Source organism: Sulfitobacter sp. G5_S2_6_S6 (genome assembly GCF_054968505.1).
In genome coordinates this window covers 127,528-142,745 of record NZ_JBQKUI010000005.1, presented here as the reverse complement: position 1 = coordinate 142,745, position 15,218 = coordinate 127,528, and the positions used below count along the sequence as shown (strand labels likewise).

General features: G+C 60.3%; 13 protein-coding genes. 5 read left to right on the top strand and 8 right to left on the bottom strand.

Going from position 1 to position 15,218, the window contains the following annotated elements; all coding sequences use genetic code 11:
• Positions 1–3: 3 nt before the first annotated feature.
• The 8 genes from bamA to pyrH form a co-directional block, all read right to left on the bottom strand.
• Positions 4–2,274, bottom strand: coding sequence for an outer membrane protein assembly factor BamA (gene bamA, locus ACTRWK_RS10620; protein ID WP_037966504.1), 2,271 nt, complete (start codon positions 2,272–2,274; stop codon positions 4–6).
• Positions 2,275–2,524: 250 nt separating this feature from the next.
• Positions 2,525–2,647, bottom strand: a complete 123-nt coding sequence (locus ACTRWK_RS10615) for a hypothetical protein (RefSeq protein ID WP_005853414.1) — start codon at positions 2,645–2,647, stop codon at positions 2,525–2,527.
• Between the two features lie 120 nt (positions 2,648–2,767).
• Positions 2,768–4,120, bottom strand: a complete 1,353-nt coding sequence (gene rseP / locus ACTRWK_RS10610) for an RIP metalloprotease RseP (protein ID WP_462843923.1) — start codon at positions 4,118–4,120, stop codon at positions 2,768–2,770.
• A gap of 4 nt (positions 4,121–4,124) precedes the next feature.
• Positions 4,125–5,297 carry a 1-deoxy-D-xylulose-5-phosphate reductoisomerase gene (dxr, locus tag ACTRWK_RS10605; RefSeq protein ID WP_289081130.1) on the bottom strand — a complete coding sequence of 391 codons (1,173 nt, stop codon included), beginning with the start codon at positions 5,295–5,297 and terminating at the stop codon, positions 4,125–4,127.
• Between the two features lie 10 nt (positions 5,298–5,307).
• Positions 5,308–6,102, bottom strand: coding sequence for a phosphatidate cytidylyltransferase (locus ACTRWK_RS10600; protein ID WP_005853409.1), 795 nt, complete (start codon positions 6,100–6,102; stop codon positions 5,308–5,310).
• A gap of 23 nt (positions 6,103–6,125) precedes the next feature.
• A complete protein-coding gene (gene uppS, locus ACTRWK_RS10595) occupies positions 6,126–6,869 on the bottom strand; it encodes a polyprenyl diphosphate synthase (RefSeq protein WP_037966392.1) in 744 nt (247 codons plus the stop codon).
• Positions 6,870–6,932: 63 nt separating this feature from the next.
• A complete protein-coding gene (frr, locus tag ACTRWK_RS10590) occupies positions 6,933–7,496 on the bottom strand; it encodes a ribosome recycling factor (protein WP_005853404.1) in 564 nt (187 codons plus the stop codon).
• Between the two features lie 99 nt (positions 7,497–7,595).
• Positions 7,596–8,324, bottom strand: coding sequence for a UMP kinase (pyrH, locus tag ACTRWK_RS10585; protein ID WP_009826990.1), 729 nt, complete (start codon positions 8,322–8,324; stop codon positions 7,596–7,598).
• A gap of 99 nt (positions 8,325–8,423) precedes the next feature.
• Between pyrH and miaA the strand changes: the two genes are divergently transcribed.
• The 5 genes from miaA (at position 8,424) to ACTRWK_RS10560 (ending at position 15,176) form a co-directional block, all read left to right on the top strand.
• Positions 8,424–9,314 carry a tRNA (adenosine(37)-N6)-dimethylallyltransferase MiaA gene (gene miaA, locus ACTRWK_RS10580; RefSeq protein ID WP_289081131.1) on the top strand — a complete coding sequence of 297 codons (891 nt, stop codon included), beginning with the start codon at positions 8,424–8,426 and terminating at the stop codon, positions 9,312–9,314.
• 103 nt (positions 9,315–9,417) lie between these two features.
• Positions 9,418–10,206, top strand: coding sequence for an AraC family transcriptional regulator (locus tag ACTRWK_RS10575; RefSeq protein ID WP_037944226.1), 789 nt, complete (start codon positions 9,418–9,420; stop codon positions 10,204–10,206).
• 261 nt (positions 10,207–10,467) lie between these two features.
• Entirely contained in the window at positions 10,468–11,553 is a 1,086-nt protein-coding gene (locus tag ACTRWK_RS10570; protein ID WP_184582149.1) for an ABC transporter permease, read from the top strand.
• Positions 11,554–11,566: 13 nt separating this feature from the next.
• Positions 11,567–12,991, top strand: coding sequence for an ABC transporter permease (locus ACTRWK_RS10565; RefSeq protein ID WP_289081132.1), 1,425 nt, complete (start codon positions 11,567–11,569; stop codon positions 12,989–12,991).
• Positions 12,992–13,088: 97 nt separating this feature from the next.
• On the top strand, positions 13,089–15,176 hold the full coding sequence (locus ACTRWK_RS10560) for a dipeptide ABC transporter ATP-binding protein (protein WP_340269934.1): 2,088 nt from the start codon (positions 13,089–13,091) through the stop codon (positions 15,174–15,176).
• Positions 15,177–15,218 lie beyond the last annotated feature (42 nt).

Genomic DNA, 15,218 nt, shown 5'->3' with positions numbered 1-15,218 from the left:
GCCTCAGAAATCGGTCCGCAGGGTCACTTCAAACTTCTGCTCTTCGTCAAAGTCCTCTTTTTTCAAGGCTTTAGAGACGTTGAACTGCAAAGGACCAACAGGCGTATCCCAGAAGAGCGAGACACCGATCACGTGGCGGAACGAACCGGATTCACCAACGATAGACGAGCCCAGAGGGATCTCTACATCGTCGAGGTTCCAGACGTTGCCGACATCATAGAAGACGCCGCCGCTGATGCCGTACTCTTCGGGCAGGCCCAGCGGGAATTCCGCCTCAAGACTACCAACCACAAAGAGGTTACCCCCAAGGGAGTCGTCAGACCCGTTGCTTTGATCGCGCGGACCGATGCCGCCGGTTTCAAAGCCGCGCATGATCGACGGGCCGATCAAGAAGCGGTCGGAAACGCGGTTGTTGCCTTCGCTCCATGCCAATGCCCCACCTTGCAAGGTGGCACGCAGGGTAACTTCCTCGTTGAAGATACGCTTTTCGCCGATGGCTTTGGCGGTGGTTTTCACGAACTTGGTGTCCCCCCCTAGACCTGCGAAATCCTGCCCGAATTGCAGCAGCACACCCGATGTCGGGTCAAGGCCGGCGCGGCGGGTGTCGTAGCTGTAGTTATACCCGATCGAAGAGGTCACCTGACGGCCTGCGGCGATGTCATTTGCGACGACAAAACCGGTTGTGGTATCGTCCCGCTCCGACATCTCAAGGTCGTCATAGGTATAGTTGAGGCTCAACCGTCCGTTTTCGCTGACAGGGAACGACAGGGTCGGCTGGAAGACGATACGTTCGGTATCGAAGGAGTTATAGGACGAGCTTGTTTCGGCATAATCAAGGTTCAGCCCGAACGCCACATCACGCCCCAAGAGGCTCGGCTCGATAAAGTTGAAGCCATAGCGCTGTGCATCTTCAGCCGTGCTGACCGTCAGCTTGAGCTTCTGGCCGCGTCCCAGGAAGTTATCCTCGGCGAAGCTGACCGCGACGCCGATCCCGTCACTGGACGAGAACGACCCACCGAAGTTGAGCGAGCCTGTCGGCTGTTCCACAACATTCACGTCGACGACGACCTGCTCGGGGGAAGACCCCTCGCGGGCATTGACTTCGGCGCTTTCAAAATAACCAAGGGCGCGGATGCGCTCGGCGCTTTCACGGATCTCGCGCGGGTTGAACGGGTCACCCTCTACGCTGTCAAACTGGCGGCGTACAACGCGGTCAAGCGTGGTGGTGTTACCTTCGATGTCGATCCGTTCGACAAAGACACGTGGACCACGAGAGATACGATATTCGACGTTCAGCGTCAGGTCGCGATCATTGCGCGTGACAACCGGTTCTACCCGCAGAAAATCAACGCCGTCACGGATGGCTTTGCGTTCCATCCGGGCGATATCCGTCTCGACCAGCGACGGTGAATAGACGGCACCGGATTTGGTCTTGATTACGCCACGATAATCTTCGGCGTTCACCCCGTTGATGGTCGAGGTCACGGTCAGTTCGCCGAACTTGAACTGTTGCCCCTCTTGCACGTTGAACTGCACAAAATAGCCGTCGCGTTCTTCGGTCAGCTGAGCGTTCGCCGCCGAAATGCGCATGTCGACATACCCGCGCGACAGGTAGAAATCGCGCAGCATCTGCTGGTCGGCCTCGATGCGTTCGGGCACAAAAGTGTCGCGTTTGATCAGTCGGCGGAACAGGCCCGCTTGCTTGGTCCCCAGAACGCGGCGCAGACGACGGTCCGAATATTGGCGGTTGCCGACAAAGCTCAGGCGTTCAATCTCGACGTTGTCGCCTTCGAAGACTTCAAACACCAGATCAACGCGGTTCTGGTCGCGGCGGATGACCTTGGGCTGGACGCGGGCGGCGATACGGCCGTCGTTGCTATAGGCCTGCGCGATGGCATTGGCGTCTTTTTCGGCTTGGGTCGGGTTAAAGACGCGGCGTTCGTCTGAATCAACGACCGAAGCCAGCGCTTCGTCGTCGATGCGCGCGTTGCCTTCAAAGCTGATGCGGTTGATCGTGGGGAATTCTACGACCGTGATCACCAATGTCCCGCCGCGCGGTTCAAGTGCGACGCTTTCGAACAGGCCGGACGCCTGAAGGTTCTGGTAAGCATCGTTCAATTCGCCCGCGCTGATCGCCCGACCACGTGCGATTCCTGCGCGGCTTAGGATGGCGCTGTCGCCGATCCGTTCGTTGCCGTCGATCTGAACTGTGTTGAATTGATAGCTTTGCGCGTCAGCATGTGGCGCTGGAACCAGCCAAGCGACTGATAACATTACGCAAAAAGAAGCGCTGCGCAAGGATTTCGCAAAAGGAGTGAAAACCGCTGTTTCGGTGGGCTTATTCCACCTGTCGTTGTGCATCATTTGCCCTACCCGCTGTCAAAAAACTCTTTCGTCCTGACTAGACAGGTTAGCGGCCTTTGTCAAAACGAAGAGACCGCCATACACCTATATAGTGTGTATGACGGCCAGTTGGATCACGATAGAGTGCGGGAGGGCACTTGGGTAGGGAGAGAGAACGGCGTTATGCGCCGATCCACGCGCCGGCGGTCAGCGCGATGATCAGGAAGCCGAAGTACAAAGCGCGGTCCCAGTTCAGATCAACCAAAAGGCTCAAACCGCGATAACTTGTCTTGAACGTCTGCATACTCGTATCCTTTGTAACTTGGATCGAATATCGCAGGCGATTGCGGCGCTCGTTTGACCAATTAAGGCAGCAATAAGACTTTTGTAACTTTTTACCCCCCTTTAGGCGGCAAAATATCGCCTAAGGGCAAAATAAATCGTTACCCAAGGCAAAGACCATTAACCCCAGTAACAAGGTCAGACCAATGGTCATCAGGATGCGCAACGCGCCATCGCTGGGTGGTTTGCCGGTCACGGCTTCATAGGCGTAGAACACCAGATGCCCGCCATCCAACGCCGGAATCGGGAAGAGGTTCAGCAGACCGACCGCCGTCGACAGCACCGCGATAAAGTAGATGAAGCTTTGCGCACCCTGCGACGCCATCGCGCCAGAGGTTTGCGCGATCCCCACCGGGCCGCTCAGGTTACAGGTGCTGATATTGCCGACGATCATATGCTTGAGACCCGACAGCGACCCGCTGATGATCCGGCCTGTGTTCTCTACCCCACCCCAGAGCGCTGTCAGCACGCCAGGGTTCGTGGTGGCGGTGTCAAAGGCGGTGCCGCCCACGATGCCAATGCGCATCTGAGACTTAAAGCTGCCGTCCGGCTGCGGTTCGTCCGTCACTTTGGGGCGCAGGGTGATGTCCAGCATTTGCCCGTCGCGCCAGATATCAAGTTCAAGCGGCGTGCCTTCAGACGCTTCAACAGCGGTCTTCAACTGGCGGAAGGCGAAAATCTCTGCCCCGTCAACCGAGGTGATCACATCGCCGCTTTTCAGACCGGCCTCATAGGCCGCCGATTGCGGCATCACCTGCTTGACCAGCGATGGCATGACATAAGGCCCATCCACGGTCACGACCTCCCCGCCACGGTTCACCTCATAGGGCAGCGGCTGGTCCAGCGGGATGCTGGCGAAAGCATCGGCATAGGCGGTGGCATCGGACACCGGCGGCAGGGTCACCCCGCCGATAGAGACGATCTCGTCCCCTTCCACCAGTTCATTCTGTTCAAACGGCAGCGGGTGCAATTCCCCGACGGTCATCGGATCACGCGGAACACCGACCGACAGGCCGATGGCCGCGAAGACCAGAATGGACAAGGCAAAGTTGAACACCGGCCCCGCAGCGACTGTGGCCGCACGCGCCCATAGCGGCGCACCATGCATGGTGGCCCGCAACCGCTTGGGGTCCGCCTCGGCCGCTTCCATCGCGGCCACATCCTTGCCCGAGGCCGCATCCGCATCGCCCGCGAATTTCACGTAGCCGCCAAAGGGCAGCGCGGCGATCTGCCACTTGGTGCCGCGTTTGTCGTAGCGGCTGTAGATCACAGGGCCAAACCCGAGAGAGAAGACATCGGCATGGATGCCGGACCAGCGTCCGACGATATAATGACCGTATTCATGGATCGCGACGATCACCGACAGGGCAATCACAAAAGCCAGAAGCGTCCAGATCAGCCCGCCAAACTGCGGGATCAATGCCATAATATCCAAAACTCTACCCTGCCCTCTTTGTTATTTCGTCCCATGCGGCCTGCCTTGCCAGATGGTCCACCTGTGCGACGTTATCAAGTGTGATGGCCGCATCGATCACCCCATTGTCAGGGAAAAGCGCTTCCATCGTGTCTTCGACGATCTCTGCCATCTGGGGAAAGCGCAGCTTGCCGCCGATAAACCCGTCCAGCGCGACCTCTTTTGCGGCGTTGAACACCGCACCGGCCATGCCACCACGCGCCATCACCTCGCGCGCGAGGCGCAGGGCGGGCCAACGGATGTCATCGGGGGCGCGGAAGTCAAAACTGCCGATCTTTGCCAGATCCAGCCGCTCTACCGGCAAATGGGTACGGTCGGGGTGATGCAGGGCAAAGCCGATGGCGTGGCGCATGTCGGGCGGGCCGATATGCGCCATCAAGGCACCATCGTTGAACCCCACCAGCGCATGGATCATCGACTGCGGATGCACCAACACCTCGATCTGGTCGGGATCCACGCGAAAATATTCACGCGTTTCAATGACTTCCATCGCCTTGTTGAACATCGACGCGCTGTCAATGGTGATGCGCTGGCCCATGTCCCAGTTCGGATGGCTCGACGCCTGCTCTAGCGTGGCATCGGCAAGCTTTTCCAGCGGCCAATCGCGAAACGCCCCGCCGCTGGCGGTGATGATGATCCGTTCCACCGCCGAGATATCCTCGCCGATCAGGGCCTGAAACACGGCGGAATGTTCGCTATCGACCGGTAGCATGGTGGCCTCATGTGCCGCGGCTGTGTCCAGCATCAGTTGACCGGCGCAGACCAACGACTCTTTATTCGCAAGGGCCAGCGTCGCGCCTTGTTTCAACGCCTCCACCCCCGGTGCCAGACCCGCGGCCCCGATGATGGCGGACATGACCCAATCGGCGGGGCGTGCGGCGGCTTCGTTGATGGCTTGTGTTCCGGCGGCGGCCTCTACCCCCGTGCCTGATAGCGCGTCGCGCAGGTCGTCCAGCAGATGCTCATGGGCCGTGACGGCAAGCTGCGCGTTCAACCGCTGCGCATCTTCTGCCAGTTGCGCGATATTGCTGGCACCGGTCAACGCGACGACATCATAGGCGTCGGGCGCGCGCGCGATCAGATCAATGGTGTTCTGCCCGATAGAGCCCGTGGCCCCGAAAATACTGACTTTCTTCATGGGGTGAAGATCAGCTTAGCGCGGGGGTGATGGTCAGGAAACGACCAATGATCAGCAGGAACAGCGCCGCCCCCAGCATACCGTCGAACCGATCCAGCAAGCCGCCATGACCGGGGATCAAGTTTGAGCTGTCCTTGACCCCCAAGCGACGCTTCATCCCGGATTCCGCCATATCACCCATCTGTGACGCCATCGACATGGCGACAGAGACACCGACCAGCTGCAAGCCCACACCGGTGTTGATCGAGAACAGGAAACCGACAGCCGCGGCCCCGATCCAGCCCGCCGCCGTGCCGGACCATGTTTTCTTGGGGCTGACCTTGGGCCAGAACTTCGGGCCACCGATGGCACGTCCGGCGAAATAGCCAACGACATCGGTGATCACCACAACCAGCACCAACCACATCAGCCAGCCAAAGCCGAAATCATCGCGGACCTGCGTTAGCCCGAAACCGGCCAGCATGATCATCACGGTGAAACACATGAAAATGGTGCGGTGCTTTTCCAACTGGCCAAAGCCCACCAACGCGGGGGCCAGCAGCACCGGCAGGGCAAAGCCCACGGGCAGGTAGATCGCGGCGAGCGTCGCCGCGCCCACCAGCAAGCCCATCTGCATCCGCGCACCACGGTTTGACGGGTTCAACATCCCCACCAGTTCCCACGCCATGACGCCGCAAATGATCGCGACAAGAACGTGGAACACGGGCCCGCCCAGATAGATACCACCCAGACCGACCACGATCATCGCCAGCGCCGAACCGACGCGCGCCGTGAGGTCGGACCAGCGTTCCGAAGAAGGTGTCATAGTGCTTTCCTTTCGTCGTACGATCAGGAGGACACGGCACCAAAGCGCCGGTCGCGATTGCCAAAGGCCGCACAAAGATTGCCGAACTCGGCCTTGGTGAAGTCGGGCCAGAGCGTATCAATGAATTCATATTCGGCATAGGCTGATTGCCACAGCAGAAAGTTCGATATCCGCGCCTCGCCACTGGTGCGGATCACCAGATCGGGGTCCGGCAGAACATGGGTATCCAGATAGCGCGGCAGGGTTTCTTCGTCGACGTCATCAGGGCTGAGCAGACCCGCTGCAACGTCCTGCGCCAGCCGCTGGGTCGCGCGCGCGACCTCGTCGCGACCGCCGTAGTTCAACGCAATCGTCAGATGGGTACGGGTATTTTCCGCCGTCTCTGCCTCTAGCACATTCATCAGCTTGACCAGTTTCGCATCCAGCCGGACACGGTCACCGATAAATCGGACGCGCACGCCCTTGGCTTTCAGCGCCTTGGTCTCTTTGGTGATATAGCGGCGGAACAGGCTCATGAGTCCTGCCACCTCGACCTGAGTACGTTTCCAGTTCTCGGTCGAGAAGGCAAAGATCGTCAGATATTCGACGCCGAAATCGGGGCATGCCTCGACGATCTCGCGCACACGTTTGGCACCGGCGTGATGCCCGAACAGACGCGGACGCCCCCGCTGGGTCGCCCAACGGCCGTTTCCGTCCATGATGATCGCAACATGGCGCGGTGCCCCTGGGACAAGCTGGAAGGTCTGGTCGGTCGCAGCAGGCATCATCTATCCTTATCGAACTGCAGGCCGATGCGCGGACCTTGGGGTCGCGCGCATCGAGTAAGGTACTTAAACCTGCATGATCTCGGCTTGTTTGCTTTCAAGCTGCTCGTCGATCTGGGCGATGAACTTGTTGGTCATGTCCTGAACCTCACCCTCCCAGACTTTCTGATCGTCTTCCGACATGCCGTCGGCCTTGGCTTTCTTGATCTGGTCCATACCGTCGCGGCGCACGTTGCGGATCGATACACGGGCGCTCTCGGCATATTGCCCCGCGACCTTGGTCAGCTGGGTGCGGCGTTCCTCGTTCAGCTCGGGGATCGGCAACATGATGATCGTGCCGTTCAACTGCGGGTTGATACCCAGACCGGATTCACGGATCGCCTTTTCGACCTTGCCGACCAGCGCCTTGTCCCAGACGTTGATGGTGACCATGCGTGGCTCGGGCACGTTGACGGTGCCCACCTGGTTGATCGGCGTGCTGCTGCCATAGGCGTCGACCATCACAGGCTCCAGCATAGAAGCGGACGCGCGGCCTGTGCGCAAAGAGGCAAATTCGGTGCGCAACGATGCGATTGCGCCGTTCATGCGCCGCTCAAGATCGTCTGTGTCCAGCATAAAATCGTCTGACATGATGTCCCCGGTGGTTTTGTAACTATCTAGATTTGAACCGATATAACGCGATCAGGCCCCCCTTGTATAGGGAGCCCCGCATCTATCGTAGGTTGGGGCCTAGCCCTGAACCCGTGTGTATGTGCCCTCGCCCGCGAGAATCCCCTTGAAGCCGCCCGGCTCGTCCAGAGAGAAGACGATGATCGGCAGGTTGTTGTCGCGCGCCAAGGCGATGGCAGAGGCATCCATGACCCCCAAGCGCTTTTGCAGCACGTCGTCATAGCTGACGGCATCATAGCGGACCGCATCGTCGAATTTGGCGGGGTCTTTGTCATAGACACCATCGACCTTGGTGCCCTTGAAGATCGCTTCGCAGGCCATTTCATTGGCGCGCAGCGTCGCGGCGGTATCAGTGGTGAAATACGGGTTGCCGGTGCCCGCGGCAAAGATGCACACGCGCTTTTTCTCAAGGTGGCGCACGGCGCGGCGGCGAATATAGGGTTCGGCGACCTCGTTCATTGTGATCGCGGAAATCACCCGCGTGTGGATGCCCAGTTCCTCCAGCGCGGATTGCATCGCCAGCGCGTTCATCACGGTGGCCAGCATCCCCATATAGTCAGCGGTGGTGCGTTCCATCCCTTGGGCCGATCCTTGCAGCCCGCGGAAGATATTGCCGCCCCCGATGACCATGCAGATTTCGACGCCAAGATCGTGAACCGATTTGACCTCGTTCGCGATGCGTTGCACGGTTGGCGGGTTCAGCCCGAACCCCTGATCGCCCATCAATGCTTCGCCTGAAATCTTCAGCATGACCCGGTTGAATGTTACTTTTGACTGGCTCTCGGGCATGGGCGCACCTTTCAGGGTGTGGGAGGGGTTTTCATTGCGCCGTAAAATGTCGCAAATAGCGCAAACATTCAATGCTCCGTCAGAGGTTCACGCAAAGAAATGCCAGATGCCCCGCTGTCCCGCGTCTCTGACGTGGTTTCCTCTATCGACGCTACTGCGCCTGTCCTGATTGCGGGGCCCACGGCCTCGGGTAAATCGGCGCTGGCGCTGGCGATTGCGCAGGCTCAGGGCGGGGTGATTGTGAATGCGGATGCCAGTCAGGTCTACGGCTGCTGGCGCGTGATCTCGGCCCGCCCCCCGGCCGAGGAAGAGGCCTTGGCACCGCATCTGATGTACGGCCATGTCGCAGCACACGACCCCTATTCGGTCGGCCACTGGCTGCGCGAGGTGACCGAGGTGCTGCGCCAGCCCGCACGCCCGATTATTGTCGGTGGCACGGGGCTTTATTTCGCGGCGCTGACCAAGGGGCTGGTGGACATTCCCCCGACCCCCGATGCGGTGCGCGCCGCGGGCAATACCATGCCCCGCGCGGCGATGATCGACGCGCTTGATGCAGAGACGGCGCGCCGCATCGATCTTTATAACCCCATGCGCGTCCAGCGTGCGTGGGAGGTGCAGCAAGCCACAGGGCGCGGGCTGGCCGCGTGGCAAGATGATACGCCGCCCCCCATCCTGCCGATGGGTCGCTGTCAGCCTGTCGCCGTTGCCGCGTCAAAGGACTGGCTGAACGACAGGATCATCCGTCGCTTTGACCAGATGCTGGACCAAGGCGCGCTGGACGAAGTTGCCGCCGTGCGCCCCGATTATGACCCCGCCCTGCCCGCGCACCGTGCCATCGGCGTACCCGAGCTGATGCGCTACCTTGACGGCGTAACACCGCTTGACGTGGCGCGACAGGATGCCATCATCGCGACACGGCAGTATGCCAAACGGCAGCGCACGTGGATGCGCAAGAACACCGCCGATTGGCTGCAATATGTGCCGGGCTAGCACGCAGTCGCCAAAACGGCGGAATTATCTTTTACTGCCTTTATCTTTCCGTATCTCTGTATAACGATAGTGTTTACTTGTCTTTTGCTGATAGGGTCATGCAATGACAGAGAACACGATCGAATTGCTGACGCTGGCGCAACTGTCGCAAGGGCAGGACTGGCGCGTGCAGCTTTGTCATGACCGGCCTGTGCATATGCTGATCTGGATCACCCGCGGTCAGGGGTTGCTGCAGCTTGACGGCCAGCGGCGCGGCTTGGGGGCGCATAACGCGGTGTTTATCCCTGCCCGTGCGCTCTTTGCCCTTGATATGGGGCGGCAGGGCATCGGGCAAGCGGTGGTGATCCCCGACGGCACCGAGCTGCGCCTGCCCCAAATGCCGCGCCACCTGCGTATTCGGGATGTGCAGGCCCAGACCGAACTGACCGGCCTGATCGAAGCCGCGCAGCGCGAACAACAGGCCAAGCGCCCGCTGTATCATGACGCGTTAGAGGGGCACGCGGCGCTGATGTCGGTCTGGCTGCGGCGCCAGATCATGCAGGACGAACATGTCCCCAACCGGCGCAACGCCGCCGCACGGCTCAGCGCGCGGTTCTGCCAGATGGTCTGTGAACACTACAGCAGCGGCGCGCCGATGGCGCAATACGCCGAAAGCCTGGAGGTCACGCCGACGCATCTGTCACGGGCCGTAAAATCTGCCACCGGCAAGACTGCAGCGGATATCCTGACCGAACGGGTGGTGCATGAGGCACGGCATCTGCTTGGCACGACAGAGCATTCCGCACAGGATATCGCGCGTCACCTTGGCTTTGGCTCTGCCGCCTATTTCACACGGTTCATGCAGCAACACACGGGCCTCACACCCTCGCGTCTGCGGGCAACTGCGGCCTGACGCGTCAGGGCCGGTGGCCGCAAGGACGCTCGGGTTAGCGCCCTTTTCCAAAGTACCGAGTTGACCTGCCACCGCGACCTGTGGCTGACTGGTACTCAAGAAAAACACATCCGCACCGCCCATGTCATGGTGGAAAGCGGACAATAAGGGAGCCGCGCAGCGCGCAACGTATCGGCAAAAGCCGGACCGCGCTGCGACAAATTCAAACGCAGCCGCGCGCCTTCGAGGTGTCGCCGTACCGCCGCGCAACAGGGTCATCACATGGGTATTTTCATATTGCGCCGTTTGGGCGTGATGGTGGTAACAGCGCTATGCCTGACCTTTATCGTGTTCTGGCTGACCAACCTCTATCCGAACCTCGAAAAGCTCGCCAAGACCCAAGGCAACTTCCGCATGTCGGACGAAGCGGTCGCAAGCTATCTGGGGGATCGCGGCTATCTTGACCCGCTGCCGGTCAAATTCGGCCAATGGCTGGGCGTCATGCCCGGATGGGTGACGCAAGAGGATGACGGCACCAGTTTCGGGCGCTGCTTTACCAAGGACACGCCCGAGGGCGACCGCCGCCGCTTTTGCGGTATCTTGCAAGGGGATTGGGGATTTTCGACTGTTTTCCAAGAGGATGTCGGCCCCACCGTCCTGACGCGATTGGCGCTGACGGGCAAGCTGATGGGCTGCGTGATCCTGCTGATGGTGCCGATGGCGCTGATTGTGGGCGTGCTGGCAGGGATGCGCGAAGGGTCGCGGACGGACCGGACCCTGTCGACCTTTTCAATCCTCACAACCGCGACGCCTGAATATGTGTCTGGTGTCGTGTTCATCGCCCTGCTCGCCTCCTCGCGATTTGGGTTGTCACCCCTGCTGGCCGACTGGGGCTGGATCGACAGCAAAACGCTGTTTCTGGGCTCCGCCGCCAGCGCGATGAAAGACGCGAGCTTCTGGAATTTCTTTTTGCCGGTGCTCACCATCTCGCTTTACGGGATGGGCTATATCGCGCGCATGACCCGTGCCTCGATGACCGAGGTGATGACCGCGCAATACATCCGCACGGCGCGGCTGAAGGGGGTGAGCTTTGGCAACATCGTCCTGAAACACGCCCTGCGCAATGCACTGATCGCGCCGTTCACGGTGATCATGCTGCAAATCCCCTGGCTTCTGAACGGAGTCGTCATCGTCGAGACCCTCTTTAACTACAAGGGTTTCGGCTGGCTGCTGGTCCGCGCCGCGTCGAATAATGACATCGAGTTGTTGCTGGCCGTGTCGGTCGTGTCGGTGATCGTGGTGCTGACAACGCAGCTGATCTCGGACATCGGCTATGTCGTGCTGAACCCGCGCATCCGGATCACCTGAGGAGACAATGCAGATGGACCCCTTGACATGGACAGGTGCGCTGGACTGGATGAACCCATTGCTGGGGGGCGCGGTGTTGGTCGTGCTGCTTGGCATCGCGATGCAGATGGTCTGGCCCCTGCTTCCCATTTCCCCTGCGGGAGCGCGCCGCTTGGGGCAGATCACCACCGCGGGGATCGCGGCGGCGACGGCATTGCTGATGGTCTATGTCGTCGGGGGCGTTTTCATGGGTGCCGAGGCCGGCATCTTTGGCGGCATGGCGCAACGTCTGCTGCCGGTCTGGATTGCGCTGATCGTGACCTTTGCCCTGTCGATCGCCTTCAAACGCCGGCTGGGGCTTTATGGCAAATTGTTTGACAGCACCGTTGGCATGATCGGCTTTGGGCTGGTGATGTTCTGGGTCTATACGGGGCTGTTCGGCGGGGTGTTCGACATGATCGTGACCCATGATAGCCTCAGCCAGACCTCGGGCATGAAGAACAAGCTTCCCGGCACACCACTGGCCCGTGCCGAGGATGGCGACTACCCGTGGTTCCTGCTGGGCGGCGATAACCTTGCCCGCGATGTGTTCAGCCGACTGATCAAGGGGGCCTGGGTGGTGATCCAGATCGCGCCGATGGCGACGGTCTTTGCCTTTATGGTGGGGATCACGCTGGGGCTGCCTGCGGGCTACTATGGCGGTAAACTGGACGTATTCCTGAGCTTTCTAGCCAATCTGATCCTCGCCTTTCCGGTGATCTTGATCTTTTATCTTCTGGTCACCCCCGAAATCGTGCTGACCGGACTGCCGAATTACATGGCAATTGTGCTGTTCATCTTTCCGCTAGTGTTCCTTGGGGTGCTGCTCAACACTCGTCTGCGCACGCAGCCAGGCACCCGCACGCCGGTGCTGGTCGTGGTACTGGGGCTGGTGGGCTGGCTTTACCTCGCGATGATCTCGGACGATGGGGCGTTGGTGCGCACCCAGACCTACGAGATCCCGGGCCTGCCCGCGTTTCTGGATTTCCTCGACATCGGGCCGGGGTTGCTGGTGGTCTTTGTCGCGGTGGTTTTCGTCAATGCGCCCACAGTATTCCGGATCGTGCGCGGGCTCGCACTGGACATCAAGACACGCGACTACGTGGCGGCCGCGCAGACCCGCGGCGAAGGACCGTGGTACATCATGCTATGGGAGATCCTGCCCAATGCCCGCGGCCCCCTGATCGTCGATTTCTGCCTGCGCATCGGCTATACCACGATCCTGCTTGGCACGCTGGGGTTCTTTGGGCTGGGACTGGAATCCGAAAGCCCCGATTGGGGCACCACGATCAACGCAGGGCGGCGCCTGCTGGCGCTCTACCCCCATGCGGCAATCGCGCCGGCGCTGGCTTTGCTCAGCCTTGTGCTGGGGTTGAACCTGCTCGCGGATGGGCTGCGCGAAGAGAGTTTGCGGGATTGATTTGGGATGGCCGCCGCCGGGGGCCAGCCCCCGCACCCCCGGAGTTTACTTGGCAAAATGAAGTATATGGTTGCGGTTGAAGGTAAGGGAGTTGGACATGGGCGAGGCATATGACGGGCCAATTCTGGAGATCGACGGGCTGTCGATCTCTTTCTTCACACGGCTGCGCGAAATTCCGGCGGTGATGGATTTCTCTGTCTCGGTCAAACCGGGCGAGGCTGTGGGGCTGGTTGGTGAATCCGGTTGTGGTAAATCAACGGTCGCCTTGGGTGTGATGCAGGACCTTGGGGTGAACGGGCGTGTCGTGGGCGGGTCCATCAAGTTCAAGGGGCGCGATCTGTCCCAGATGAGCGCCGCTGAGTTGCGTCAGATCAGGGGCAGCGAAATCGCGATGATCTATCAAGAGCCTATGGCCTCTTTGAACCCCGCCATGCGGATCGGGCAGCAGTTGATGGAAGTGCCGATGATCCACGGTGGCATGTCGAAACGCGAGGCCCATGCCCGCGCCTTGCAACTGGTGACCGACGTCAAGCTGCCGGACCCCGAACGTATCCTCAAGGCCTATCCGCACCAACTGTCAGGCGGGCAACAGCAGCGTATCGTCATCGCTATGGCCCTGATGTCAGAGCCGTCCTTGCTGATCCTGGACGAGCCCACCACAGCATTGGATGTCACGGTCGAGGCGGTGATCATTGATCTGGTCAAAGATCTGGGGCGCAAATACGGCACCTCTATGCTGTTCATCAGCCACAACCTCGGGCTGGTGCTGGACACCTGCGATCGCATCTGTGTCATGTACTCAGGCGAGGCGGTCGAGCGCGGGTCGATTGCGGATGTGTTCGACGGCATGCGCCATCCCTATACACAGGCTCTGTTCCGGTCGATCCCGCTGCCCGGAGCCGACAAGACCGCGCGCCCGCTGGTCGCTATCCCCGGCAATTTCCCCCTGCCCCATGAACGCCCCGAGGGCTGCAACTTTGGCCCGCGCTGTGACTACTTTGTCGCGGGGCGCTGCGATCAGGGTGCCATTCCGATGCTGGATGTGCCCGAAAACACGCGACACGCGACACGCTGTATCCGCCACGATGAAATCGACTGGTCCGCGCCGATGGCGCATGCGGCGACCAAGTCGAAGGGCGAGGTTGGCGACGTCGTTCTGAAAATGGACAAGCTCAAGAAATACTATCAGGTGGCGGCGCATTCCATGTTTGGCGGCACCGGTACCAAAGTGGTTAAAGCAAACGAAGAGCTGAGCTTTGAAGCGCGCGCGGGTGAAACCCTTGCCATCGTGGGGGAATCCGGTTGCGGCAAGTCCACTTTTGCCAAGGTTCTCATGGGGCTGGAGACGGCCACAGCCGGTCATCTGCTGCTGGATGGCCGTGATATCGGTACCACCGCGATCGAGGATCGGGGGACACAGACCGTCGCTGATATCCAGATGGTGTTCCAGAACCCTTTCGACACATTGAACCCGTCAATGACCGTGGGCCGCCAGATCATCCGCGCGCTTGAAGTGTTTGGCGTGGGCACATCCGCGCGCGACCGTAAGGCGCGCATGCTGGAGCTGCTGGATCTGGTCAAACTGCCGCGGGAATTCGCCTGCCGCATGCCGCGCCAACTGTCGGGCGGGCAGAAACAACGCGTGGGGATTGCCCGTGCCTTTGCCGGAGACGCGCGGATTGTGGTGGCGGATGAACCCGTTTCGGCGCTTGATGTCTCGGTTCAGGCGGCGGTTACGGATCTTTTGATGGAGATCCAGCAGGCGCAACAGACCTGTCTGTTGTTCATCAGCCATGACCTGAGCATCGTGCGATACCTTAGCGACCGGGTGATGGTGATGTATCTGGGTCATGTGGTCGAGTTGGGCACCACGGATCAGGTGTTCTCTCCGCCCTATCACCCCTATACCGAAGCGCTGCTTTCGGCAGTGCCGATTGCCGACACGCGGGTGAAGAAAAAACATATTGTACTGGAAGGCGATGTCCCCTCGGCGATGAACCCGCCGCCCGGTTGCCCCTTTCAGACGCGCTGCCGATGGAAATCTCAGCTGCCGGGAAATCTATGCGAGACGCAGGTACCAGAGCTGCGGGCGCTGGAGGCGGGGCATACGGTGAAATGTCATCTGGATGACGCGCAGCTTGCGGCGATGGAGCCGGTGATCGAGATGGACGTTACGGCGCGCTGAACCCTTCGCTACGCATCAAAAAACGGCCATCGCATGTGCGAT